This window comes from Streptomyces albiflavescens, assembly GCF_014645835.1.
GTDB classification, from domain to species: domain Bacteria; phylum Actinomycetota; class Actinomycetes; order Streptomycetales; family Streptomycetaceae; genus Streptomyces; species Streptomyces albiflavescens.
Map to the genome: position 1 here is coordinate 326,119 of NZ_BMMM01000004.1, position 25,684 is coordinate 351,802.

Sequence of the window (25,684 nt, forward strand, 5' to 3'; positions counted from 1 at the left end):
GAACCTCCTTGGAATTCGGGCTCTTTGTACAGGGATACGTGGGCAAGCGGGCCGAGACCGATCCGCTCGCGGAGCACAAGGCGCTGATGGAGGAGACCGAGTACGTCATCCAGGCGGACAAGTCCGGCTTCAAGTACGCCTGGGCGTCGGAGCACCACTTCCTGGAGGAGTACTCGCACCTCTCGGCGAACGACGTCTACCTCGGCTATCTGGCGCACGCGACGGACCGTATCCACCTCGGCTCCGGGATCTTCAACCCGCTCGCCCAGGTCAACCACCCGGTGAAGGTCGCCGAGAAGGTCGCCATGCTCGACCATCTCTCCGAGAACCGCTTCGAGTTCGGCAGTGGCCGCGGTGCCGGCTCGCACGAGATCCTCGGCTTCCTCCCCGGCATCACCGACATGAACTACACCAAGGAGATCTGGGAAGAGACCATCGCCGAGTTCCCGAAGATGTGGCTCCAGGAGGAGTACGTCGGGTTCAAGGGCAAGCACTGGCAGCTCCCGCCGCGCAAGGTGCTGCCCAAGCCCTACGGCAAGTCGCACCCCGCGATGTGGTACGCCGCAGGGTCGCCGCCCTCGTACGCCATGGCCGCCCGCAAGGGCCTCGGAGTGCTCGGCTTCAGCGTGCAGAAGGTCTCCGACATGGAGTGGGTCCTCGAGCAGTACAAGACGGCGGTCGTGAACGCCGAACCGATCGGGGACTTCGTCAACGACAACGTGATGGTGACGACGACCGCGATCTGCGCGCCGACGCACGAGGAGGCCATCCGGATCGCGGTCGGCGGCGGGCTGCACTATCTGCCCTCCCTCGTCTTCCGCTACCACGACACCTTCCCGCGCCCGGAGGGCTTCCCCGTCTGGCCCGAGACGCTCCCCGAGTACAACGAGGAGTTCGTCGAACTCCTCATCGAGGAGGAGCTGTTGATCTGCGGCGACCCGGACGAGGTGCTCACCCAGTGCAAACGCTGGGAGCAGGCGGGCGCCGACCAGCTCTCCTTCGGCCTGCCCGTCGGAGTGCCGCCCGAGTACACACTGCAGACGATCAAGCTGATCGGCGAGCACGTGATTCCGAAGATCGACACGGATCCGGTGCATCGGACGACCCGGTTCCGTCAGGCCGCTTAGGGGGTTTCGCCGCGATGCTCGACCACCTGATCAAGGGCGCGACCGTCGTGGACGGGACGGGCGCGCCCGCGTACACCGCGGACGTGGGGATACGTGACGGCCGGATCGCCGTGATCGGTACGGTGACCGAGCCGTCCCGTAGCAGCGAGGATGCCGCCGGGCTCGTCCTCGCCCCCGGATTCGTCGACCCCCACACGCACTACGACGCCCAGCTCTTCTGGGACCCGTACGCGACCCCGTCCCTGAACCACGGGGTCACCACGGTCGCGGGCGGCAACTGCGGCTTCACCCTCGCCCCGCTCAACCCCGCGCGACCCGAGGACGCCGACTACACGCGTCGCATGATGTCCAAGGTCGAGGGCATGTCCCTGGTCGCCCTGGAGGAGGGCGCGCCCTGGAACTGGCACACCTTCGGCGAGTACCTGGACGCCCTGGAGGGGCGGATCGCCGTCAACGCGGGCTTCATGGTGGGGCACTGCGCGCTGCGGCGGTATGTGATGGGGCCGGACGCGGTGGGCGGGCAGCCCACCGAGGAACAGCTGTCGCAGATGCTCGCCCTCTTCCACGAGGCGATGGACGCCGGAGCGTGGGGCCTGTCCACCACCCAGTCCTCCACGCACTCCGACGGCGACGGGAAGCCGGTCGCCTCCCGGCACGCGAAACCCGCCGAGCTGCTGGCTCTGTCGAAGGCCGTGGGGGAGCACGAGGGCACCCAGATCGAGGCGATCGTGGCGGGCTGCCTCGACCAGTTCAGCGACGCCGAGATCGATCTGTTCGTGGAGATGAGCACGGCGGCGGGCCGCCCGCTCAACTGGAACGTCCTGACGATCGACGCCGCCGTCCCCGAGCGCGTCCCGCGGCAGCTGGAGGCGAGCGAGCGCGCCCGCAAGTCCGGGGGCCGCGTCGTCGCGCTCACCATGCCGATCCTCACGCCGATGAACATGTCGCTCGGCACCTTCTGCGCGCTGAACCTGATCCCCGGCTGGGGGCCGATCCTGGGACTGCCCGTGCCCGAGCGGATCGCCCGGTTGCGCGATCCGGACGTACGGGCCGAGATGCTGCGGCGCGCGGACTCCAAGGAGGCGGGCGTCTTCCGGCGGCTCGCCAACTTCGGGCGGTACGTCATCGGGGACACCTACAGCGCGGCGAACGAGGGCCTGACCGGGCGGGTCGTGAACGACATCGCGGCCGAGCGCGGCCAGGAGCCCTTCGAGTGCCTCGTCGAGATCTGCGCGAACGACGATCTGCGTACGGTGCTGTGGCCGATGCCCACCGACAACGACCCCGACTCGTGGGCGCTGCGCGCCGAGACCTGGCAGCACCAGGACGTCATGCTCGGCGGCTCCGACGCGGGCGCCCATCTGGACCGCATGTGCGGAGCCCCGTACACCACCCGCTTCCTTGGCGACTGCCTGCGCGGGCGCAAGCTGGTGACGCTGGAGCGGGCCGTGCAGATGCTGACGGACGATCCGGCGCGGCTGTTCGGGCTGCGCGAGCGGGGCCGTATCGAGGTGGGGTGGCATGCGGACCTCGTGCTCGTCGACCCGGAACGGATCGACGCCGGAAAGGCCACCCTGGTGCACGACCTGCCGGGAGACAGTCCGCGTCTCGACTCGAAGGCGATCGGGGTGAACGCCGTGTGGGTCAACGGGGTCGAGGCGATACGGCGGGATGTGGTGACGGGGGCGGTGCCCGGGAAGGTGCTGCGCTCCGGGCTGGACACACGGACGGTGAGCACCAAGTGAGCGGTGACGAGCAGCGGTTGTTCATCGGCGGGTCGTGGGTGGTGCCCGAGAACGGGTTCTACGAGGTGATCGACCCGGCGACCGAGGGCGTCGTCGGGCGGGCGCCGGAGGCCTCACGGCAGCAGGTGCACGCGGCCGCGGCCGCGGCCCGCGAGGCCTTCGAGACGTGGTCGCGCACGCCCGCGGAGGAGCGCGCCGCCGTCCTGGACCGGGCGGCGGACATCGTCCAGCGCAATTTCGTCCCGTACGCCGAACTCGCCCAGGCGGAGAGCGGCGCGACGACGGGGACGGCGCGCGGGATGCAGGTGGGCGTCGGGGTGGCCCGCTTCCGCCGCTACGCGAAGGTCGAGCCCGTCGAGCAGCCGCTGCCGCCGCAGATCAACGAGGCCGGGCCCTTCGGCAAGGCGGCCGTGATGGGTGCGCTGGCCGTACGCCAGCCCGTCGGCGTGGTCACCTGCATCACCTCGTACAACAACCCCTGGGCGAACCCGGCCGGCAAGATCGCCCCCGCGCTGGCGATGGGCAACACGGTGGTGGTGAAGCCTGCCCCGCAGGATCCGCTGTCCGTGTACCGCATGGCGGAGGCGCTGGAGGCGGCGGGCGCGCCGCCGGGGGTGGTCAACGTGGTGAGCGGCGCGCTCCCGGAGGTGGGGGAGGCCGCGGTGGACTGTGCCGACGTGGACATGGTGAGCTTCACCGGGTCCACCGCCGTCGGGCAGCGGATCGCCGAGGTGTGCGGCCGGGGGATGAAACGGCAGCTGATGGAGCTGGGCGGCAAGGGCGCTGCGGTCGTCTTCGACGACGCCGACCTGGAGTCGGCGGTGTCGGGGATCGGCACGACGTTCTCGTTCTACAGCGGGCAGATCTGTACGGCGCCGACGCGCGTGCTGGTACAGCGGGGCGTGCACGACCGCCTGGTGGAGCAACTCGCCGCGTATGCCGGGTACCTGAAGGTGGGCGACCCGCGGGAGCAGGGGACGGTGGTCGGCCCGGTCATCTCCTCCGCCCACCGGGACCGCGTCGAGTCGTACGTCGAGCTGGGCCGGAAGGAAGGGGCGCGGGTCGTCACGGGCGGCCAACGCCCCGCTCTCGAACGCGGCTTCTACGTCGCCCCGACCCTCCTCGCCGACTGCACCCCCGACATGCGGGTGGTCCGCGAGGAGATCTTCGGCCCGGTCGTCGTGGTCGTCCCCTTCGAGGACGAGGAGGAGGCCGTCGCCCTCGCGAACGACAGCGACTACGGCCTGATCGACTACGTCTGGTCCGGTGACGTCGCCCGCGCCTTCCGCGTCGCCCGTCGCCTCCGGGCCGGCGGGGTGGGCGTGAACACCGTCGGCCGCAACATGGAGGCCCCCTTCGGCGGCTTCAAGAAGAGCGGCGTGGGCAGGGACGTGGGGTCGTACGCGCTGCACGCGTACAGCGAGGTACAGGCGATCGTCTGGCCCGGTTGAGTTCACCCTTTGCGCAGTTCCCCGCGCTCCTTGTCAGGGGCGCGGGGAACTGCGCGGTCTTTTGGCGGGGGTCTGGGGGCGCAGCCCCCAGGGACGATGGGGGTCCCCCCTGCTCTGGGGGTACCTCCCAGGCCCTTAAGGCACTGGGGGAGAAGCCGAGAGCTTGGGCGAGGGCAGGGGCGGAGGGGCGGAAAACCTCAGTCCTCCAAGTCGACCCGCACCGTCAGCAGCCGGCCTCCCACCGCCCGGACGGCCGCGCTGTTCAGCCGGGGCAGCGTCTTCAGACGGGCCCGGGGGTCGTCGTCCGGGAGAAGGTGGGCCGTGCCGCTGTACCAGCGGCCCCTGATGCGGACGCGAACCCGCGCGTCCGCGCGGATGTTGCGCACGTACTGGGACCTCTCCCCGTATTCGGAGACCAGCCAGAAGGAGTCGCCGACGCGACGGCCGCCCAGCGGGGTACGGCGGGGCAGGCCGGACTTCCGGCCCGTGGTCTCCAGCACGGTCTGCATCGGCAGACGTCGCAGAACCGGGTTGCCGATGCGCCGCTGGAACGGCGTGACGATCCGGTATTTGAGCTCGGCGTAGCGCGTCATGTGGGGGCCGCCTCTCCTGTGCGTCACCACTGAAATTACCCGCGGACGGCAGGGCGGGCGTAGCGATGTTACGGCCGCGGGTAGCGTTGCTACCGTATTGGTGTTAGCGTTGTTTCTGCCAGAGAGCGAATCATCGCTACCGCAGCAGCGACAAGGAGCAACGCCATGAGCGAGCAGTACGAGCCGTCGAGCACCTCCCCCCGCGTGGCCGTCGTCACCGGCGGATCCCGCGGCATCGGCCGGGAAACCGCCGAGCGACTCGCCGCCGACGGTTACGCCGTCGTCGTGAACTACGCGGGCAACGAGGCCGAGGCCGACAAGGCCGTCGCCGCGATCACCGAGGCCGGCGGCCGGGCGATCGCCGTCCGCGCCGACGTGGCGGACGAGACCCAGGTGGCCGCCCTCTTCGACGCGGCCGAGTCCACGTACGGCGGGGTCGACGTCGTCGTGCACGCGGCGGGCGTCATGACCCTCGCCCCGCTCGTCGACCTCGACCTCGACGCCCTCGACCGGATGCACCGCACCAACATCCGCGGCACGTTCGTCGTCGACCAGCAGGCCGCGCGCCGGCTGCGGGCGGGCGGCGCGATCATCAACTTCTCCAGCTCCGTGCTGGCCCTGGCCATCCCCGGCTACAGCGCGTACGCCGCCACGAAGGGCGCCGTCGAGGCCATGACGCTGATCCTGGCCCGCGAGATGCGCGGCCGGGACCTCACCGTCAACGCCGTGGCCCCCGGGCCGACCGCCACCGCCCTGTTCCTGGACGGCAAGGACGAGGAGACCATCGCGCGGATGGCCGCCCAGCCGCCGCTGGAGCGCCTCGGCACCCCCGAGGACATCGCCGGGGTCGTCGCCTTCCTGGCGGGACCGGCCGGGCGCTGGGTCAACGGCCAGGTGGTCCGGGCCAACGGCGGCATCGCGTAATCCCCTCGACCTTTCACCTCACCTTTGGAGTTCAACCATGTCCGACACAGGCAAGACGATCCTCATCACCGGCGCCGGTTCGGGCTTCGGCGCCCTGTCCGCCCGCGCGCTCGCCCGCGCCGGGCACACGGTCTACGCGGCGATGCGTGACACGGCGGGCCGCAACGCGAGCCGTGTCGCGGAGGCCGAGGCGTATGTGGCCGAGCACGGAGTCGATCTGCGTACGGTCGAACTCGACGTCCTCTCCCAGGAGTCGGCGAACGCCGCCGTCGACACCGTGCTGGCGCGGACCGGCTCGCTGGACGTCGTCGTCCACAACGCGGGCCACATGGTGACCGGTCCGACCGAGGCCTTCACCCCCGAGGAACTGGCCGCGGTCTACGACACCAACGTGCTCGGCACTCAGCGCGTCAACCGGGCCGCGCTGCCGCACCTGCGCGCACAGCGGCACGGTCTGGTGCTGTGGGTCGGCTCCACGTCCAGCCGGGGCGGCACACCGCCCTATCTCGCGCCGTACTTCGCCGCCAAGGCCGCGATGGACGCGCTCGCCGTGTCGTACGCCGCGGAGCTGGCCCGCTTCGGCATCGAGACGACCATCGTGGTGCCGGGCGCCTTCACCTCCGGCACGAACCACTTCGCCACGGGCGGTCACCCCTCCGAGCAGACCGTGATCCCGGCGTACGAGGAGCGCTACGCGGGCCTGATGGACCAGGTCGCCCAGCGCCTGGCCGCCCTCGCGCCCGCCGACGCGGATGTGTCCCAGGTGGCCGACGCGATCGTCGAGGTCGTCGGCACTCCGCACGGAAAGCGGCCCTTCCGGGTCCATGTCGACCCCGCGAACGACGGTTCCGAGGAGGTCAGCCGGGTCGCGGACCGCATCCGGGCGGAATTCCTGACGAGGATCGGCCTGGAGGACCTGCTCGCCCCGCACGAGACGACCGTATGACCAGCCGTGTGACCAGGCGCATGACCAGCCCTGCGACCTCGGATAGCGTCGCTCCCGTGAGTACGAAAGCGCGCATTCTCGAAGTGGCGGCCGCCCTGGTCGCGGAGTCCCCGAACGGGGATGTCTCGACCCGGGCGGTCTGCGAGGCCGCCGGGGTCGGTGCCCCGGCGCTCTATCGCCACTTCGGGGACAAGGAGGGCCTGCTGTCGGCGGTCGTCGACCACGGCTGGGACAAGTACCTGGCGACCAAGCGCGAACGCCGCCCCGGTACGGACCCCGTGCGGGACCTGCGCGAGGGCTGGGACTCCCACACCGAGTTCGCGCTCCAGAACCCGAATCTCTACCGCCTCATGAACTCCCCGGCCATGCGTACGCCGCCGGCCGCGGCCCTGGAGTCCCATGAGATCCTCACCGCGGACCTTCAACGAGCCGCCGAACAGGGCACGTTGCGCCTCGCCCCGGAACTGGCCGCCCAGATGATCATGTCGGCCAACGTCGGCGTCGCCCTGATGCTGGTCTCCCGCCCGGCGACCTTCACCGACAGGACGGTCTCCCGCCGGGTGCGGGACGCGGTCCACGCGGTGGTCTTCACTCCGGAGGTGGCGCAATCCCGTACGCCGCCCACGACCGCCCCGGCCGATACCGGCGTCCCGGCCGGCGCGACCCGCCTGGGCGCCCTCCTCCGTCAGACCCCGAGCCCGGCCTTCACCCCGGCCGAGGGCGCCCTGCTCTGCGAGTGGCTGGACCGCCTCGCGAACACGCCGCCCGAGTAGGGCCGGGGTGAGGGGTTCCCGGGTAGGCCCGCGGCACCCGGGGGTGGGCGCTTGTCGGACCTACGGGTGCGGCACCGTCTACGGGTGCAGCACCACCTTTGTGTAGCCCTCGATGCGCTTGTCGAACTTGTCGTAGGCCGACGGGGCCTGATCCAGGGGCAGTTCGTGGGAGACGACGAAGCTGGGCTTCGCCCTGCCCTCGATGATCATGTCACGCAGGCGCCGGTTGTAGCGCTTCACGTTGCACTGTCCCGTACCCAACCGCAGACCCTTCTCGAAGAGCTTGCCGATCGAGACGAGGAGCATGCCGTGCTTGGCCTGCTCGTCCGGGCCTCCGGGGTCGGACGGGACATAGAGGCCGGGTATGCCGAGCGCTCCGGTGGCCCGGACCGTGCCGACCAGCGAGTTCAGAACGGTCGCCGGTTCCTCGCGGTCCGTGCCGTGCGCCATCGCCTGGTAGCCGACGGCGTCCACGCCCTTGTCCGTGCCGATGCCCTCGGTCTGCTCCTTGATCTGCTCGATCGGGTCGCCCTCGGCGAAGTTGATCGGAATCGCGCCTATCTCCTCGGCCTTCTGCAGCCGCTCCGGGACCCGGTCCACGACGAACACCTGCTTCGCGCCGCGCAGCAGAGCCGAGTAGGCGGCCATGAGACCGACCGGCCCTCCGCCGTACACCGCGACGCTCTCGCCGGGGCGAACGTCGGCGAGTTCGCAGCCGTGGTATCCGGTGGGGAAGATGTCGGCGAGCAATATGAAATCGCTCTCGTTCTCGGTTCCCTCCGGCAGCTTCAGGCAGTTGAAGTCGGCGTAGGGAACGCGCAGATACTCCGCCTGGCCGCCCATCCAGGGCCCCATGGCGACATAGCCGTAAGCTCCGCCCGCGAAACCGGGATTGACGGTCAGACAGAATCCCGTGAATCGCTCGACACAGTTGGTGCAGAACCCGCAGGCGACATTGAAGGGCATGACCACTCGGTCACCCTGCTTGAGCGAGGTGACGCCCTGGCCGAGCTCCTCGATGATTCCCATGTTCTCGTGGCCGAAGACGATGCCGGACTCGGCAGCGGTGCGGCCCTCGTACATGTGCAGATCAGAGCCACATATCGCGGTGGAGGTGACCCGTACGATCACATCGTTCGGGTGCTGGATGCTGGGCTTTTCAACATCTTGGACCGCCACGGTGAACGGTTCCTTGTAAACGACGGCTTTCATTGCTGCCACCTCGGCTCGGCGATGGATGTATCCGGTTGCCGCCCCCCGCCCGCTTTCTCCGCGTGACCTATCTCTCATGATTCTCCGGCCCGCCTGATAGGACAACCCGGTAATCTCGTCTGAATAGCTACCCCGGTGCCGTATCGGGAAATGGAGAGGCAGGGCGAAAATGTCAGCGCAACGACTGGGAACACTGCTTGTCCCCGTACCGGGCCTCTCCGGCACCACCTACCCGCCGGGCACGACCGTGACGGTGCGCGGTCGAGGCGCGACTGTCGACGCCTTCGTCAACGGCGACTGGCTTCCTCTGTCGTGGTGGGAATTCTCCGACGGCCTCCGCGAGGACATCGCCGACCGCTGACACGTCGGGGCCGCCCGTCGCTCCGTACGGATGCAGTGACCTCTCACTTCCTGCCCGTGCCTGCGGACGCCGGAGGTCCGGACGGACCGCCCGGCATGCGCAGCCGCTCGGCCGGCCCGGGGGACCCCTCACGCGCAGACCCCACGGCCATTTTCGGACCGGCTCGATCGCGGCTGCTGCCGAGTGTTACTCCTGCTCTCCGGGCGCTCCCAGGAAAATCGGATTCGTGAACGCCGCCAATGCCCCCGGCAGCGGGCCCACCGCCACCTCGTGGCGCAGTTCCGCCCTTGCATACGCCGCGTAGGCCGCCGTCGTCTGCCACTCGGCCGTGCCGGAGCCGGAGACCGGCAGGGGCGCGCTGGTGAACAGGACGCCCTGGTCGGTGACGAAGCGGATCGTGCAGCGGGGGACGCCCGTGGCCTCCAGGCGGAGGGTGACCGGGGTGTCCTTGTCCACGCGGAGGCGTTCGCCGATGCCCGCGTGTTCGCCCTTGGGGCCCGATGCCGTGAAGGTGAGGGAGACCAGCTTCGACTCGGCCACGTAGGAGCGGCCGGCGCGGATGCCGGCCTGGATGGCCTCGCGGGTCAGGTCGTCGGCGAGGACGACCGTCTGGGGGGTGCCGATCGGGTCGGGGTCGCGGTGGGCGTCGCTGTTGCCCATCGCCGGGATCCAGTCGCGGCCGGAGCGCACGGCGGCGACCAGCGTGTTGTCCCACTCGGCGAGCGACACCTCGTCGTCGGGGGTGAACGGGCCGTTCCACACCTCGACCGCGTCCGCCTCCCCGAAGCCGAACTTCCAGCCGCAGCCGATGCAGGTGGCGTGCGGATGGGCGGGGACGACCAGGCCCCCGGCGCGGCGGATCTGGCGCGCGTACTTGCCGAAGCGGTTGTCGCGGGCCCGGTAGCGCCAGTCGACGAAGGTGCCCGGGTCCGTGCCGAGGGCCAGGACGTGGCCGTTCCTCGTCGTCACCTCCTCGCCGAGCATGATCAGGAGGTCGTCGCCCGCCTGGTCCGCCCAATGCGCGTGCGAGGAGTGGGTGTTGTGCTCGGAGGTGTTGATGAAGTCCAGCCCTGCCGCGCGGGCCAGCGCCGCGATCTCGGCGGGGGTGCGGCGGCCGTCCGAGTACCAGGAGTGCAGATGGCAGTCGCCGCGGTACCAGTCGCGGCCGCGGCCCTTGGCCCGCGAGGGCGGGTACGTCGGCTGCGCGACGACACCGGGCTCCCCGTACGTGAGCGTGATCGTGACCTCGTACGGGAGTCCCTGCGGCGCCACCGTGTACGGGCCCAGCGCGATATGCCAGGTGCCGGGGCGAAGGGGGCCGGGGATGTAGCCGGGGGTCGCGTCGTCGCCGCGGAGGAAGAACTCCGTGCGCGCCCCGCCCGACCAGCCGCGGAAACCCCGGCCGCCCAGCTCGGTGCCGCGCTCGTCGAAGATGCCGATGTCGAGGGCGTTGCCCATGGTGCCGGCCGGCACGGACGGCTTCTCGTAGGTGTAGGCGACCTTGATCTCCCGTACGCCGTGCGGGACTTCGACCGGGAGGTACACGAAGTCCGGCGACCCGATGGGAAGGGTGCCGCGTACCGTCTTCGTCTCTTGGTTGCTTGCCGCTTCGGCTGCGGGGCCGTTGGAGAAGCTCACGCTTCCCAACGTAAGCGCGGCGGCGGCACCCGTCACGAACAGGGCGCGTCTGGCCATCGCGTTTCCGTGGTCGTCCTCGCACATGCTGCTGCTCCCAGGTGTTGAGCGTGACATGACATGACATGATCGGGGGAGGGTGTGACACGTACAACCCTGGTATTCGGCCGTGAACGCCGGTGCACGAGAAGGGAATCGGCGGCTTGCACGGAACCGGCGGCTTGTACGGGACCGGCGGCCGTCGCTCGCGCTGAACACGCGGCTGCGGCTGCGGCTGCGGCTTGTGCGGAGGCCCGACCGGTGTCACCTCCTCGCGACGCCCTGCCGGGCCCGTGCGCCCGGTATCGGTACCCCCTGTAACGGTCCGCCGCCCGCGAGGAATACGCCCATGCCTGTAAGGGCTGATCAACGCGATCGTATGCTCGAAGGATGACGACTTCCGCGACTCCCGGAACCGGGCCGACGGCGAACTCCATGCGACGCGCGCTCAAGCGTGCGCGGGACGGCGTCGCGCTCGACGTCACCGAGGCGGCGGTGCTGTTGCAGGCGCGTGGCGCGGACCTCGACGACCTGGCCGCGTCCGCCGCCCGGGTGCGGGACGCGGGGCTCGAGGCGGCGGGCCGCCCCGGCGTGATCACGTACTCCAAGAGCGTCTTCATCCCGCTGACCCGGCTGTGCCGGGACAAGTGCCACTACTGCACCTTCGTCACCGTGCCGGGCAAGCTGCGCCGGGCGGGCCACGGGATGTTCATGTCCCCCGACGAGGTCCTCGATGTCGCACGCCGGGGCGCCGAACTCGGCTGCAAGGAAGCCCTGATCACGCTGGGCGACAAGCCGGAGGACCGCTGGCCCGAGGCCCGCGAGTGGCTGGACGCGCACGGGTACGACGACACGATCGCGTACGTACGGGCCATTTCGATCCGCATTCTGGAGGAGACCGGGCTGCTTCCGCACCTCAATCCCGGGGTGATGTCGTGGACCGACTTCCAGCGGCTCAAGCCCGTCGCGCCGAGCATGGGCATGATGCTGGAGACCACGGCCACCCGGCTGTGGTCCGAGCCGGGCGGTCCGCACCACGGCTCGCCCGACAAGGAACCGGCGGTGCGGCTGCGCGTGCTGGAGGACGCGGGCCGGTCCTCCGTCCCGTTCACCAGTGGCCTGCTGATCGGGATCGGCGAGACATTCGAGGAGCGCGCCGAGTCCCTCTTCGCGCTCCGCCGTGTGTCGCGGTCCTACCACGGCATCCAGGAACTCATCATCCAGAACTTCCGTGCCAAGCCGGACACCGCGATGCGTGGCATGCCGGACGCGGAGCTGGACGAACTGGTGGCCACGGTCGCGGTGGCCCGGCACATCATGGGTCCGGCGGCCTGCCTCCAGGCGCCGCCGAACCTCGTCGACAGCGAGTACGGGCGGCTGATCGGCGCGGGGATCGACGACTGGGGCGGCGTCTCGCCGCTGACCATCGACCATGTGAACCCGGAGCGGCCCTGGCCGCAGATCGAGCTGCTCACCTCGGAGTCGGCCGCCGCGGGCTTCGCACTGCGCGAACGGCTCTGCGTCTACCCCGAGTTCGTGCAGCGTGGCGAGCCCTGGCTGGACCCGCGCCTGCTGCCGCACGTGCGCGCGCTGGCGGACCCGGAGACGGGACTCGCCCGCGAGGACGCGGTGGTCGAGGGACATCCGTGGCAGGAGCCGGAAGAGGCCTTCACCTCCTCCGGACGCACCGACCTGCATGTGTCGATCGACACCGAGGGCCGCACCGGCGACCGCCGGGACGACTTCGACGTCGTCTACGGCGACTGGGAGGCGCTCCGCGAGGCCGCGGCGCCCGGGATGGTGCCCTCCCGCATCGACACGGACGTCCGCGCGGCGCTCGCGACGGCCGCCGACGATCCGACGCGGCTGACCGACGACGAGGCGCTCGCGCTGCTGCACGCCGACGGCCCGGCGCTCGACGCGCTCTGCCGGATCGCGGACGACGTCCGCAAGTCGGCGGTCGGCGACGACGTCACCTACATCGTCACGCGGAACATCAACTTCACGAACGTCTGCTACACCGGCTGCCGTTTCTGCGCCTTCGCCCAGCGCCGCACGGACGCGGACGCTTACACGCTGTCCCTGGAGCAGGTCGCGGACCGTGCCGCCCAGGCCTGGGACGTCGGCGCGGTCGAGGTCTGCATGCAGGGCGGCATCCACCCCGACCTGCCCGGCACGGCCTACTTCGACATCGCGAAGGCGGTGAAGGAGCGCGTCCCCGGCATGCATGTGCACGCCTTCTCACCGATGGAGGTGGTGAACGGCGCGACCCGCACCGGCCTGTCGATCCGGGAGTGGCTGACCGCCGCGAAGGAGGCCGGCCTGGACACCATCCCCGGCACGGCGGCGGAGATCCTCGACGACGAGGTGCGCTGGGTCCTGACGAAGGGCAAGCTGCCCACGGCCACGTGGATCGAGGTCGTCACCACCGCCCACGAACTGGGCATCCGCTCCTCCTCCACCATGATGTACGGCCATGTGGACCAGCCCCGCCACTGGCTCGGCCATTTCCGCACGCTCTCCCGCATCCAGCAGCGGACCGGCGGCTTCACCGAGTTCGTGACCCTCCCCTTCATCCACACCAACGCCCCGGTCTACCTGGCCGGCATCGCCCGACCCGGCCCGACGACGCGCGACAACCGCGCGGTGGTGGCGATGGCCCGCCTCCTCCTGCACCCGCACATCCCCCACATCCAGACCAGCTGGGTGAAGCTGGGGGCCGAGGGCGCGGCGGAGATGCTCCGCTCGGGCGCGAACGACCTGGGCGGCACCCTCATGGAGGAGACCATCTCCCGCATGGCGGGCTCGTCGTACGGCTCCTACAAGTCGGTCAAGGACCTGATCGCGGTGGCCGAGGCGGCGGGGCGTCCGGCGAGGCCGCGGACGACGTTGTACGGGGAGGTGCCGGAGGAGCGGCAGCGGGCCGCCGCCGCTTCCGACGGTCATCTGCCGGAGTTGCTGCCGGTGCTCGAGTGAGGGTCGGCGGCACGACGGCGGCCGTGGTCAGGCAGCCGAGTCGGTCCGTCCGAACGGCAGGTGGACGACCAGCAGCACGACCCCGCTCAGCACGAACACCCGGGTCGCCGCCTCCAGCCCGTTCCAGTCCTGCGACTGCCACATCGCGAACCACTCGCCGCCGATCGCGATGAACCCGGCGCCGAACAGCAGCATGAGCATCAGCAGGCCGTAGGTGGACATCCGGCGGGCGCGGGCGTGGTCGCGACGGGCCCAGAGCCAGGTCCCGTAGAGCAGGACCAGGGCGGCGATGGTCTCCCAGACGATGATGGCGATGTACGCCGCGTCCTGAAGGCCCTTGCTGGTGACGGCCCGCCACATCAGGTCGTCGTCCTTGAAGGTCGTGTCCATCGCGAGGACATGCCGCACGAACTGCTGGTTGGTGCCGAAGTCCGTGATGTTCCCGAAGGCGACGAGGGCTATGTAGAGGGCGACGGTGCCGGTGAGGAGGGTGGCGGTGAGGGAGAGGGCGCGTGAGGTGGGGGTGGCCATGCCGGTCTCTTTCCCCGCGCTGTCCGGTACAGCCCACGCACATTCGGCCAGAATGAAGACGCGCGAGGTCTGAGGCGGCGGACGAGGGGACGTACAGGTGGCGCAGGCGCGGCCGTCGATGCAGCAGCTGATCCGGCAGCGCAGGCGTGCCGGGTTCGTGGGCCGGGGTGCGGAACGGGCCTCGTTCCGGGCGAACTTCGACCTTCGGCCGGAGGACGAGCGGCACCGGTTCCTGTTTCATGTGCACGGCAACGCGGGGGTCGGAAAGACCTTTCTCGTCCGGGAGTTGGAGCAGCTCGCGCAGGAGCGCGGGGCGCTCACCGCGTACGTCGACGAGGGCGTGGGCAGTGTGCCCGAGGCGATGGCGGCGGTGAGCGCGCAGTTCGCCCGGCAGGGGCATCGGTTCAAGGAGCTGGACCGGCTGCTGGCCACCCATCGCGAGCGGCGCCACGAGGCGGAGTCGGCGGTCGTGGAGACGCTGGAGCCGCAGCCGTCGCCGGCGAGCATGACCGCCGCCCGGGCGAGTCTGGTCGGGCTGGGCCTGGTGCCGGTCGTCGGCCCGTTCGCGGGGGCCCTGGACGCGGCCCAACTCGCCCACGGCGCAGACCGGTTGCGCGCCGGGCTCAGCGCCCGCTTCCGCAACCAGGACGACGTACAGCTCGTCCTGTCGCCCGAGCGCGTGCTCACGCCGGTGCTGCTCGGCGAGTTGGCGAAGGCCGCCGACGACGCCCCCTGGCTCGTGTTGTTCTTCGACACGTACGAGCGGACCGGCCCCTTGCTCGACGGCTGGCTGCACGAGGTGATGACGACGGACCGGCACGGCGCGCTGCCCGCGAACGTCGTGGTCGTCACGGCCGGGCAGCGGCCCTTCGACACCGCCCGCTGGGGCGGCTTCGCGGACTTCGTGACGGACATACTCCTGGAGCCCTTCACGGAGGCCGAGGCGCGAGGGCTGCTCGCCGACAGGGGCGTGGTGGCGGAGCCGGTCGTCGAGGAGGTGCTGCGGCTCACCGGCGGGCTCCCCGTGCTCGTGTCGACGCTCGCCGAGTCCCGGCCGGGCGACCCCGACGACGTCGGCGACCCGAGCGCGACGGCAGTGGAGCGCTTCCTCAAGTGGGAGCAGGACCCGGTACGGCGGTCCGCCGCGCTGGCCTGCGCCCTGCCTCGCCGCCTGGACGCGGACGTCTTCCGGGCCGCCGTGGACTGCCCGGACGAGGAGGCCGACGCCCTGTTCGCGTGGCTGCGCGGGCTGCCCTTCGTCAGCGATCGCGGTGACCGCGTCCAGTACCACGACGTCGTACGCGTCCCGATGCTGCGGCTGCAACGCCGACGCTCCCCACGCGGCTGGACCGAACGGCACACCCGCCTCGCGGAGACCTTCGCCGGGTGGCGGACCGAGGCCGAGGCGGGCCTGGCCGAGGACGAGCGGTGGGGCGACGAGCAGTGGCGCGAGCTGCGGCTCGCGGAGGCGTATCACCTGCTGTGCGCGGGGGCGCGGAGCGCGCTGCCCGCCGTCCTGCGCGATGTCGTCGACGCCTGCGGCGAGGGCGTCGCCGTGGCCCGGCGGTCGGCCCGGGTGCTCGTCGAGGCGGGCGCGGACGCGGACGCGGGGACCGTGGAGAAGTGGGGGCGCGACTTACTTGAGGAGTTGGCGGACGGCACCCACGAGACGCTCGGGCTGCTGCTGAACCGGGGCGGGCTCGACGCGCGCGGCCAGGCCGTCGCCCGGATGCTGCGCGGCCTCGGCCACCGTGTGGACCGCGACTTCGAGCGGGCACTCGCCGAGTACGAGGCGGCCCTCGCGCTCGATCCGGAACTGGAGCGCGCGTACTACGGGCGCGGTGTCACACGCGCCGAACAGCGCGACTACGCGGGCGCCATCGCCGACCTGGACCGCGCGGACGCGCTCCGTCCGGGCAAGGCGCGGATCCTGTTCGTCCGCGGCGACTACCACCGGATCGCGGGCCACTACGAGCAGGCCGTCGAGGACCTGGACCGCGCCGTCGCGATCGACCCCGAACTGGCGGGCGCCTGGGCCTCCCGGGGCGTCACCCGGCACAGCGCGGGCCGCACCGACGCCGCCCTCGCCGACCTCGACCGCGCGCTCGAACTCGACCCGGAACACATCTGGGCGCTCGTGCGGCGCGCCCGGGTGCGACGTTCGCGCGGAGAGCACGACGAGCAACTCGCCGATCTGCACACGGCGGCCGAGCTGGCCCCGGACCTGGCCTGGGTGGCCTGCGAGCGGGGCGACGCGCTGCGGGTGGCGGGCCGCGACGAGGAAGCCCTCGTCGACTACGACCGGGCGCTCGCGCTCAACGACGCGTACGCGTCGGCGTACGCGAGCCGCGGCGTCTCCCGCACCAGGCTCGGCCGCCACGAGGAGGCGCTGGCGGATCTGGACCGCGCCCTGGAGCTCTACCCCTCCTACGCCTGGGCGCTCGTCCAGCGTTCCGCGGTGCAGCGCCGGCTCGCCGCCTACGAGCGGTCGTACGCCGATGCCGAGCGGGCCGATGAGCTGTGGCCCGACAACGCGTGGGTGCTGTGGAACCGGGGTGAGGCGTTGCGCTGCCTCGGCCGCTTCGAGGAGGCACGTACCGACCTGGACCGGGCGCTCGAACTCGATCCGGACAACGCGTGGACGAACGGCTGCCGGGGCGCCGTCCTGCACGAACTCGGCCTGTTCCGCGAGGCGCTGGCCGACTTGAACCGGGCCGTCGCGCTCGATCCGGACGGGAGCTGGTACCGGATGCGGCGGATCATCACCCTGCTGGCGGTGGGCCGCCCGGAGGACGCCCTGGACGGTCTGGAGCACTACATCGGGAGAGGGGACGAGGCCGACGACCCGGCCTGGGCGCACCACACGCTCGCCCAGGTCCAGCTGCTGTACGGCCGCGCCGCGGAGGCGGAGGACGCGCTGACCGCCGCCTTCGCACACGGCCTCGAAGAGCCCGCCGGGCTTGAGGAGTTGGCGCGGGCGGAGCGCAAGTCCGGGGAGTGGGCGAAGGCGCGGCGCACGGCCGAGCGGATGCGCGGGCGGCACGCGGCCGGCGGCGCGTTCTGTCTCGCGATGACGGTCGGCGGCGACGAAGGGGCGGCCGCCGCCCGGCCGCTGTGGCAGGCGGCGGCCGAGCCGGCCCCCGACCGGGATCCGACCGGCGGCGCCTCCGACTTCCTGTACGCCGTGATCGACGCGGGCCTGGCGGACTGGTCCGCCCTCGACGACCGCCTGGCCCGGCTGCTCTCCGAGCCCCGAGAGTGGGTCGACCTGGCCTGGCTGGCCGATCTGCTCGGCGAGCTCCTGGAGAGTCCCGGCGCGGACCGGGGAAGCCTCCGGCCCCGGCTGGAACGGGTGACGGAGGCACGGGACGCCGTCCGGGCGCGCTACGCGGAATGACACAGGACGGGAAGCGGTGTGACCGGAAGGGGCGGCCGAACGACGTTAATAAGTGATCTGTTGGGATCTGGTGGGTCACATTGCGCATACCGTTCCGGGCCCTGAACCGACCATTCCTGTTCGATTACAGTGCTGAGCTGTCGGACGTACGGGCGGTTCCTGGGGAGGTCTCGGTGGGTGCGACAGCCGGTGCCGTCTGGGGCCGTGCGGAACAGCAGGACTTCCGGAGCAGAGTGCGCGGGACGCTGCTGGGCGCGGCCGTCGGTGACGCCCTGGGCGCGCCGGTCGACGGGCTCGGCCTGACGGAGATCCGGGAGGCGTACGGCGCGGAGGGGCTCACCGATCTGGCCTTCGGGTACGGCAGGCGCGGCGCCGTCACGCATCTCACGCAGCTCACGCTGTTCAGCGTCGACGGGCTGATCCGCGCCCAGGTGCGCCGCGACACCGGCGCCTGGCATCCGCCGACCGATCTGCACCGGGCCTACCGGCGCTGGGCGGCCACCCAGAGCGACTGGGGGCCCGACGAGCGCCGCAAGGACGACGGCTGGCTGGCCCGCGAGGAGTGGCTGTACGCCCGCCGCGACCCGGCCCGCTCGTGTCTGCTCGGCTTCGGGGACGAGACGATGGGCACGCTGGACGCGCCCAAGAACCCCGGCGAGCTCGGGCCCGAGGCCGCTGCCCGCTCCGCGCCTTTCGGGCTGCTCGTCGGCTGGGAGCCGCAGCTCGTGGCGCAGCTCGCCGTCGAGTGCGCCACGCAGACGCACGGGCACCCCACGGCGTACCTGTCGGCGGGTGCGTACGCGGTGATCGTGCACGCGCTGGCCCGCGGCGAGAGCCTCGACGCGGCCGTGCAGCAGGCCCTCGCGATGCTCGCCGCGCGGCCCGGGCACCAGCCCGTCACCGACGCGCTCCAGCACGCTCTGGGTGCCGTACGGCAGGGGATGCCGTCGCCCGGGCGGGTCGAGGAGCTCGTGGGGCAGGGTACGGCGGAGGGGTTGCTCGCGGTCGCGGTGTACTGCGCGCTGGTCGGCGAGGACATCCGGCACGGGTTGTGTCTCGCGGTGAACCAGGGTGGGCCCTCGGCTGTGGCGGGCGCCCTCACCGGGGGGCTGCTGGGCGCCCTGCACGGCGAGACGGCCCTTCCGCCGGCCTGGCTGGCCGAGCTGGAGGGCCGTCCCTCGGTGCTGGTCCTCGCGGACGACTTCGCGATGGAGATGACGCAGGGGCCCGCGTTGCACGGACCGGGCGGGTCGACTCCCGGGTGGCTGAGCCGGTACCCGAGGGGCTGAGCCGGTACCCGAGGGGTTGAGGGGCCAGGGTTCTTTCGCCCCAGACCCCCGCTGAAAGACTGCGCAGTTCCCCGCGCCCCAGAAGGGGCGCGGGGAACTGCGCGACAAGCCCCCACCAATCTGCAGCAAAAGAACAACCCGGGGGGTCTGGGGGCAGAGCCCCCAGGTACGGGAATGGGTAGGGGCGGCGGGGGCGAAAACCACTAGTCCTTGACCGGGGTCGCCACCCCGTCCGGTGCCCCCGCCGGTGCGGGGACGGCCGCGGAGGCCGCCCCGTCGTCATCCGTGTTGATCTTCTCGATGATCGCGTCCCGCTCAGGCGTGTCCTCGGGCTTCAGAAGGCCGATGAGGATGTACAGGACGAGGGAGATGAACATCGGGACAGAGACCTGGTACTCCAGCTTCACATCCGTGCGCTGGGAGAAGTCCAGGTTGTAGTTGACGAAGAAGAATGCGAGCAGACCGCAGGCCCAGCTGGTGAGCGCCGCCGTCGGGCCGGACTTACGGAACGGCCGGAGCAGGCCGAGGATGAACGGGATCGCGATCGGGCCCATCAGACCGGCCACCCACTTGATGACGACGGTGATGATGTCCTTGAACGTGGGGGAGTTGACCTGCGTGGCCACCGCCATGGAGAAGCCGAGGAAGGCGACGGTGGTGACGCGACCCGCGATCAGCCCGGTCCGGGTGTCCCAGGCCCGCGCGGCCTTCGACAGCACCGGCATCACGTCCCGCGTGAACACGGCGGCGATCGCGTTGGCGTCGGACGAGCACATGGCCATCGTGTGCGAGAAGAACCCGACGACGACCAGGCCCAACAGGCCGTGCGGGAGGAGCTGTTCGGTCATCAGGCCGTACGCGTCCGACCCGTCGGGCTTTTTCGCCGTGACGAGGAGCGGCGACAGCCACATGGGGATGAAGAGGATCACCGGCCACACGAACCACAGCCCCGCGGACAGGAACGCCGAGCGCGTCGCCTGCTTGGCGCTGCTGGTGGCCATGTAGCGCTGGGCCTGGTTCCACATGCCGCCGTTGTACTCGAAGAGCTTGATGAAGAGATACGCGATGAAGAAGACGGTGAGATACGGGCCCGCGAAGCCGTCCGCGTGACCGTCCAGCTTCGGCGAGTCGAGGGCCTTGGACAGCCCGCCCTGGTCGGAGATCTTGTTCAGCGCGATGACCAGCATCGAGACACCGGCCAGCAGCTGGATGACGAACTGGCCGAGTTCGGTGAGCGCGTCGGCCCACAGCCCGCCGATCGTGCAGTACACGGCCGTGATGCCGCCGGTGATGATGATGCCCTGGGTGAGCGTGACCCCGGTGAACACGGTGAGCAGGGTCGAGATCGCCGCCCACTTCGCACCGACGTCCACGATCTTCAGCAGGATGCCGGACCAGGCGAGCGCCTGCTGCGTCGGGACGTTGTAGCGGTCCTTGAGATATTCGAGGGGCGAGGCGACGTGCAGTCGCGAGCGCAGCCGGTTGAGCCGGGGTGCGAAGGCCTTGGCGCCGATGGCGACGCCTATGGCGATGGGCAGCGCCCAGGTGACGTACGACGTGATGCCGTAGGTGTACGCGATGCCGGCGTACCCGGTGAACATCACCGCGCTGTAGCCCGACATGTGGTGCGAGATGCCGGACAGCCACCACGGCATCTTGCCGCCCGCGGTGAAGAAGTCGCTGACATTGTCCACACGCTTGTGGGACCAGACGCCGATCGCGGTCATGACGCCGAAGTACGCGACCAGGACGGCCCAGTCGAGACCGTTCATGTGCCCCCTCCAGGGGTCCGCCTTGTGAACCTGCAGATACCGGACGGCACTTCGCCAGTACGCATATGGGCGGCGCCCCCGTGCGGGAGCGGGGACTTCGGGGATTGAACCGCTGGTTCGACCAACCGGTCAAGACCTCTCGCGGTCACGGATATGAACACAGATCAGAAAGCAGAACGATTTTGCCTCTACTTTACCTGTAGGGCTGTTGTCGTGCTCGTGACGTGGAACACACGATGAGCGGGCACTTCGTCAGCAGGACATCGACACGGCGACCGCCAGGACGATCGGCAATGATCGGCAATGATCGGCAATGATCGGCAGGGCGATCGGCGGGACGATCGGCAGGACGACAGAGACGACGGGCGTACGGGATGCGGGTCCCGTGCGGCTGGGGAGGGGAGCCGCGACGGCCGCATCTACCGCATGAGTTCACCGGCGTTCACGAGCAGCGACTGCCCCGTGATCGCGCGCGCCCGGTCGGACGCCAGGAACACCGCGGCGTCCGCCACATCTCCGTCCGTGGCCAGCTCGGGGAGGGCCATCCGCTCGGTGAGCCGGGCCAGTACGTCTGCCTCCGGCACGCCCTCGGTGTGCGCGGTGAACTGGACGTACGCCTCGACGGGCGGACCCCACATCCAGCCCGGCAGCACGGTGTTGACCCGTATCCGATGCGGGCCGAGCTCCCTCGCCATGGAGTACATCGCGCTCGTCAGGGCGCCCTTCGACGCCGCGTACGCCGCTTGTCGCACCTGGCTCGGCGCGGCCACCGACGACTGGGTGCCGATGAAGACGACCGAGCCGCCGCGCGACTTGAGCGCGGGCAGGCAGGCGCGGGTCATCCGCAGGGTGCCGAGCAGGTTCACGTCGATGACCGACTGCCAGGTGGCGAAGTCGGCGTCCTCCAGGCCGCCGAAGTAGCTGTCCCAGGCGGCGACATGGACGACCGCGTCGATCCGCCCGAACCGCTCCGCCGCCAGTGCGGCCAGCGCCTCGCACTGCCCCTCGTCCGTGATGTCCGTTGCCCGGTACGCCGAGTGCGCGCCGTCCGGATCGAGTTCGGCCGCCGACTTGGCGAGATTCGCCTCCGTACGCGCCCCGAGCACCGCGTTGCCCCCGTCGCGCACCACGGCCGCCGCGACCTGATGGCCGAGACCGGCCCCGACTCCCGACACGACGACGGTCTTGCCCGCGAGCAGTGACATCGGAAGCCTCCCCGGCTCTGGCGCATTGTCTGACGGGGCGTCAGAGTATGGGCGTCCGGCGGAAGAAGGAAGGGGATCGTCATGTCGGAGGAGACCCGCAGCGAGACGTACGCCGAATTGGCCGCCCTCGGCCCGTACGGCGTCCACCCGGGCCACGCCCTGATCACCATGGTCGAGCCGCACCCGGGCCACGAGTACGCGTACAACCGCTGGTACGAGGACGACCACTACTACGCCGGAGCGATGGCCATGCCCTGGATGTACGCGGGCCGTCGTTGGGTGGCGACCCGCGATCTCCAGCTCCTGCGCTACCCGGAGAAGTCGGCGGTCGCCCAGCCGGTCACCGCGGGCTGCTACATCTCCACGTACTGGGTCACCGACGGCCGCTACGACGACCACATGAAGTGGACCGTCGGCATCAACAAGCGGCTCAACCGCGACGGCCGCGTCTACCAGGACCGTACGCACGTCTTCACGGCGTTCCAGGACCACGAGGCCACCGTCTACCGGGACGGCGCCGCCGGCCCTCGCGACTTCCACGCCCTCGACCACCCGTACGCGGGCCTCGTGGTGGAGGTCGTCGACGCTGAATCCGCTGCGCAGCGCACCGAGTTGCTGGAGTGGCTGCGCTCCCGGCACCTGCCGAAACGCCTCGCGGGCTCACCCGCCGCCATGGTCACGATCTTCCGCCCGACCCCCCTCCCCGGCGATCGCATGACGTACGTCAAGCAGGTCGAGGGCGTGGACACCCGGCTGACGCTGCTGTGGTTCCTGGAGACGGATCCCCGGGAGTGCTGGGAGGGGCACTTCACCGGACTTGACGAGTCGGTCACGGAGGCCGGTTTCGGGCGCGTCGAGCTGGTGGCGCCGTTCCTTCCGACGGTCCCGGGGACTGACAAGTACGTCGACCGCCTCCGCTGATGCCTGCTGGCGTTCCGCGCTTGACCCCAACGAGGTGGCTGTCTATGAGGCAGCGATGAAGACGCTGAGTGCGGATGTCGCGCTGCCCGAGAGCGAGTCCGTGCGACTACTTGACCGACTGCTCGATGAGGCAATGTCCTGAACAAGACCGAGCCCCCTCGGCCGGGACGGCGGGCCAGTCGAGAGGGCTCTTCCGATGTTCCTGTGAAGTTGTTGATCGAGGTATCGGGCGATGGTCAGAAAGCCCCTCGGCTCACCTCCGCCACGAAGGCGTTCCATTTGTCCGCGGGGAAGGCCAGCGTGGGGCCTTCGGGAACCTTGGAGTCCCGGACGGCCAGTGCTGCTGTGTCGGGGGACTTGACCTCCACGCACGCGCCGTTGCCGGCCGAGTACGAGGACTTTGTCCACTTGGGTGAGGCGCCCTGGCGGATTGCCATGCTTTGCTCCGGTAGCCAGTTGTTGAGTTGCGGTCACGCGCGGCGGCTTCGTCTCCGAACCCACGGCGCGGTTTGCGCCAACGCTGTTACTTGATGGCGTGATCGACGCTACTCGCCAACATCGACGCACGAAGCGACTATTCACTCGACTGGATGGCATATTCCAGTGAGGTCTTCCGTCCCGGCGTGGCGAAGGTGTACTGTGCGGCGCCTCCACCCCCGGGGGAGGCGTGAACCTTAACGCGCGTACTCTTTCGCGATATCCGCGATCAACTGGCGTGATTGGTCCACATTCAGGGACTGCGCCCGGAGATGTTCGTACATCACGCTGTACTTCTGGACGTCGTTCGCCTTCTCCAGGTAAAGATCACTCGTGACGCCCTCGATGTACACGACGCTCGAATCGGCGGCGTCCGGGAACTCGAGGATCGCGTACTGGCCGTTGAGGCCTGGATGCGCGCCCACTTCGAAGGGCAGTACCTGCACGGTGACATGGGGGAGTTGGGACATCTCCACGAGGTGTTCCAACTGTTCCTGCATGGCGAGGCGGCTGCCGACGATGCGCCTCAGTGCCGCTTCGTCGACCACTGCCCAGAGCCGTAGTGGGTTGCCCGGGGCGGAGATTCGTTCCTGCCGCTTCAGCCGTACCTGGACCCGCTTGTCGATGTCGCCGGGCGCGGTCTCGGGCAGGGCGCCGGTGATCAGGGCCTCGGCGTACGGCCGGGTCTGGAGCAGGCCGGGAACGATCTGTGGTTCGTAAGCCCTCAGGGATGCCGCATCGGTCTCCAGCCCGATGTAGACGCTGTACGGGATGTCCCCGAAGGAGTGCCACCAGCCTTGCTGGCGCGAGTCCTTGGCCATCTGCATCAGTGAGTCGACGATCCGGTGGTCGTCGACCTCGTAGACCCCGCACAGATCGCGGACGTCGCGCTGGCTGATACTGCGCCGCCCGTTCTCCAATCGGCTGATCTTCGACTGGGAGACCAGCAGCCGCTCGGCGACCTCTTCGGCCGTCATGCCCTTGAGCTCGCGGAGCCGGCGCAGCTCCTGGCCCAGCCGACGCCGCCGGACGGTGGGATTGACATTGGACGCCACGGGACGTGCACCTCCGGCTGCGAACCTCTACTTTGCGTATCTGCTGTTGAGCAGACTGCCACCAAGGTGCTTTCTACCGCTGGGAAACAGCGGATATGCGCTGGGTAGGCGCCAGTTCGGGGATCCGGCGCACGGGTGGGGCTGCTCCGGCCTCCGTCGGGGCTCGCGCAGATGCGGCCGCGCGGGGCGTTGGGGCCGTGTCGTCGTCCGGACGTACGGCCCCAACACCCCGCGCGAGCCAGCGGCTCCCGAACCGGTCTTGGGGACTGCGGTGCGGCGCTGAGGCAGCGGCGGTGCTGGTCGTGCTGGCGGTGCTGATACTGCGTGTGGTGCCGGGTGCCGTGGGACTGCGGCTCAGTGGGCCACGGCGCGCGCCATGGAACCGCGGCGCGGTTGCATCGGAACACCGCGGGCGGGTTCCGGTGCTGTCCTGACCCCGGCGCTGGCCGGACGGCCTGCCGGTGCCGGGCTGCGGCGCGGTTGTGCGGCCACACCGTTCTGGACGTCCATGACCGCGTGGGCCACGAGACCGCCCATGGGGTCGTGCCTGATCAGGTCCCGCAGCCGGGAGCGGGACGAGCGTCCCTCATTACCCGGGTACAGGTGCTTGCCGAGACCGACCGCATGGGCCAGCGCGGCGAGCGCCGCGGTCCGCGGGTCCGGCGGGACGCCGGTGCGGATCGCGCTGTCCAGCCGGGACCTGATCTCCCGGCTGATTTCCGTGTCCGTCGCTTGGTAGCGAGTCGTCGGAAGCACCCCGCACATCTGGCCGGCCACGGCATGCACCATGCCGCACCTCTCCAGATGCGAGAGGTAGGTCTGGCGAAGTCCCAGTCGGGGTCCGCCAATCCAGTTGACCGCGCGTACGGGTGCTCCGCGCCGGCGAAGCAGTTCCAACGCACAGTCCAGTGTTGGATCTCCAGTCGGCCGTGGGGCCACCACGGCGATACGATCCCCGTCTGGGGCTATCCGTCCGGCCAGCGCCAGCTCCACTAGCTGTGCTCCGGCCAGACCTAGGTCGAGCGACTGCGGCTGTGCGGTGGTACCCGTGGTCGGGTCCAACGCCAGCAGCAGAAGCTCCTCCGGAAGTGTTCTGCGGCTCCTGCCCATCCATGCCTCCCCGCGTGGATGAATGACAGGGTGACCCCTCTCACATTGGTCTGTCGAGGGTGCGTGACCGGAATGTAGTGGAACCAGTAGGTATGTCGTTCTCGTCTACCGCAGGGGTTAAGCCCTCACACAGGACACTGGTACA

At 70.3% G+C, this 25,684-nt stretch carries 20 protein-coding genes; 11 read left to right on the plus strand and 9 right to left on the minus strand.

Annotated features, from left to right (window positions below):
* Positions 1-8: 8 nt before the first annotated feature.
* From IEY95_RS13860 to IEY95_RS13870, 3 genes are read left to right on the plus strand one after another with little or no spacing between them, the layout of a single operon-like run.
* The gene (locus IEY95_RS13860) at positions 9-1,127 is read left to right on the plus strand and encodes an LLM class flavin-dependent oxidoreductase (protein ID WP_189186287.1); all 1,119 of its coding nucleotides are present in this window, start codon (positions 9-11) and stop codon (positions 1,125-1,127) included.
* A 14-nt stretch (positions 1,128-1,141) separates the two neighbouring features.
* Positions 1,142-2,872, plus strand: a complete 1,731-nt coding sequence (locus IEY95_RS13865) for an N-acyl-D-amino-acid deacylase family protein (protein WP_189186288.1) — start codon at positions 1,142-1,144, stop codon at positions 2,870-2,872.
* The gene (locus IEY95_RS13870; RefSeq protein WP_189186289.1) at positions 2,869-4,323 is read left to right on the plus strand and encodes an aldehyde dehydrogenase family protein; all 1,455 of its coding nucleotides are present in this window, start codon (positions 2,869-2,871) and stop codon (positions 4,321-4,323) included. The genes IEY95_RS13865 and IEY95_RS13870 overlap by 4 nt, the downstream gene beginning before the upstream one ends.
* Positions 4,324-4,520: 197 nt before the next feature.
* Here the strand turns inward: IEY95_RS13870 and IEY95_RS13875 are convergent, their stop codons facing one another.
* Positions 4,521-4,916, minus strand: coding sequence for a nitroreductase family deazaflavin-dependent oxidoreductase (locus IEY95_RS13875; RefSeq protein ID WP_189186290.1), 396 nt, complete (start codon positions 4,914-4,916; stop codon positions 4,521-4,523).
* A gap of 165 nt (positions 4,917-5,081) precedes the next feature.
* Between IEY95_RS13875 and IEY95_RS13880 the strand changes: the two genes are divergently transcribed.
* Genes IEY95_RS13880 through IEY95_RS13890 form a run of 3 tightly spaced genes read left to right on the plus strand, consistent with a single transcriptional unit; the run spans position 5,082 to position 7,559 of the window.
* Positions 5,082-5,840: an SDR family oxidoreductase gene (locus IEY95_RS13880; protein WP_189186291.1), complete on the plus strand. Its 759-nt coding sequence runs from the start codon at positions 5,082-5,084 to the stop codon at positions 5,838-5,840.
* Between the two features lie 37 nt (positions 5,841-5,877).
* The gene (locus tag IEY95_RS13885) at positions 5,878-6,786 is read left to right on the plus strand and encodes an SDR family NAD(P)-dependent oxidoreductase (protein WP_189186292.1); all 909 of its coding nucleotides are present in this window, start codon (positions 5,878-5,880) and stop codon (positions 6,784-6,786) included.
* A gap of 56 nt (positions 6,787-6,842) precedes the next feature.
* Complete coding sequence (locus tag IEY95_RS13890) at positions 6,843-7,559, plus strand: TetR/AcrR family transcriptional regulator (RefSeq protein WP_229702893.1); 717 nt, start codon at positions 6,843-6,845, stop codon at positions 7,557-7,559.
* 78 nt (positions 7,560-7,637) lie between these two features.
* On the opposite strand, the gene IEY95_RS13895 is transcribed toward IEY95_RS13890, so the two are convergent.
* The gene (locus tag IEY95_RS13895) at positions 7,638-8,771 is read right to left on the minus strand and encodes a glutathione-independent formaldehyde dehydrogenase (RefSeq protein ID WP_189186294.1); all 1,134 of its coding nucleotides are present in this window, start codon (positions 8,769-8,771) and stop codon (positions 7,638-7,640) included.
* Between the two features lie 169 nt (positions 8,772-8,940).
* Between IEY95_RS13895 and IEY95_RS13900 the strand changes: the two genes are divergently transcribed.
* Positions 8,941-9,132, plus strand: a complete 192-nt coding sequence (locus tag IEY95_RS13900) for a hypothetical protein (RefSeq protein WP_030190387.1) — start codon at positions 8,941-8,943, stop codon at positions 9,130-9,132.
* Positions 9,133-9,318: 186 nt separating this feature from the next.
* On the opposite strand, the gene IEY95_RS13905 is transcribed toward IEY95_RS13900, so the two are convergent.
* The gene (locus tag IEY95_RS13905; RefSeq protein ID WP_189186295.1) at positions 9,319-10,854 is read right to left on the minus strand and encodes a CehA/McbA family metallohydrolase; all 1,536 of its coding nucleotides are present in this window, start codon (positions 10,852-10,854) and stop codon (positions 9,319-9,321) included.
* 342 nt (positions 10,855-11,196) lie between these two features.
* On the opposite strand from IEY95_RS13905, the gene IEY95_RS13910 reads away from it, so the two are divergent.
* Entirely contained in the window at positions 11,197-13,782 is a 2,586-nt protein-coding gene (locus IEY95_RS13910; protein ID WP_189186296.1) for a bifunctional FO biosynthesis protein CofGH, read from the plus strand.
* 27 nt (positions 13,783-13,809) lie between these two features.
* Here the strand turns inward: IEY95_RS13910 and IEY95_RS13915 are convergent, their stop codons facing one another.
* Positions 13,810-14,313 carry a DUF2165 domain-containing protein gene (locus IEY95_RS13915; RefSeq protein ID WP_189186297.1) on the minus strand — a complete coding sequence of 168 codons (504 nt, stop codon included), beginning with the start codon at positions 14,311-14,313 and terminating at the stop codon, positions 13,810-13,812.
* 118 nt (positions 14,314-14,431) lie between these two features.
* On the opposite strand from IEY95_RS13915, the gene IEY95_RS13920 reads away from it, so the two are divergent.
* Entirely contained in the window at positions 14,432-17,710 is a 3,279-nt protein-coding gene (locus tag IEY95_RS13920) for a tetratricopeptide repeat protein (protein ID WP_189186505.1), read from the plus strand.
* Between the two features lie 173 nt (positions 17,711-17,883).
* On the plus strand, positions 17,884-18,999 hold the full coding sequence (locus IEY95_RS13925) for an ADP-ribosylglycohydrolase family protein (protein WP_189186298.1): 1,116 nt from the start codon (positions 17,884-17,886) through the stop codon (positions 18,997-18,999).
* A 203-nt stretch (positions 19,000-19,202) separates the two neighbouring features.
* Here the strand turns inward: IEY95_RS13925 and IEY95_RS13930 are convergent, their stop codons facing one another.
* Both IEY95_RS13930 and IEY95_RS13935 read right to left on the minus strand, forming a co-directional pair.
* Positions 19,203-20,771, minus strand: a complete 1,569-nt coding sequence (locus IEY95_RS13930; protein ID WP_189186299.1) for a sodium:solute symporter family protein — start codon at positions 20,769-20,771, stop codon at positions 19,203-19,205.
* A gap of 419 nt (positions 20,772-21,190) precedes the next feature.
* Entirely contained in the window at positions 21,191-21,976 is a 786-nt protein-coding gene (locus IEY95_RS13935; protein ID WP_189186300.1) for an SDR family oxidoreductase, read from the minus strand.
* A gap of 81 nt (positions 21,977-22,057) precedes the next feature.
* Between IEY95_RS13935 and IEY95_RS13940 the strand changes: the two genes are divergently transcribed.
* Positions 22,058-22,897, plus strand: a complete 840-nt coding sequence (locus IEY95_RS13940; RefSeq protein ID WP_189186301.1) for a hypothetical protein — start codon at positions 22,058-22,060, stop codon at positions 22,895-22,897.
* A 236-nt stretch (positions 22,898-23,133) separates the two neighbouring features.
* Here the strand turns inward: IEY95_RS13940 and IEY95_RS13945 are convergent, their stop codons facing one another.
* The 3 genes from IEY95_RS13945 to IEY95_RS13955 form a co-directional block, all read right to left on the minus strand.
* Positions 23,134-23,334 carry a DUF397 domain-containing protein gene (locus IEY95_RS13945; protein WP_189186302.1) on the minus strand — a complete coding sequence of 67 codons (201 nt, stop codon included), beginning with the start codon at positions 23,332-23,334 and terminating at the stop codon, positions 23,134-23,136.
* Between the two features lie 237 nt (positions 23,335-23,571).
* Positions 23,572-24,429 (minus strand): helix-turn-helix domain-containing protein, encoded by an 858-nt coding sequence (locus tag IEY95_RS13950; RefSeq protein ID WP_189186303.1) that lies wholly within the window; start codon positions 24,427-24,429, stop codon positions 23,572-23,574.
* Between the two features lie 354 nt (positions 24,430-24,783).
* Positions 24,784-25,539, minus strand: a complete 756-nt coding sequence (locus IEY95_RS13955; RefSeq protein ID WP_189186304.1) for a GOLPH3/VPS74 family protein — start codon at positions 25,537-25,539, stop codon at positions 24,784-24,786.
* Positions 25,540-25,684 lie beyond the last annotated feature (145 nt).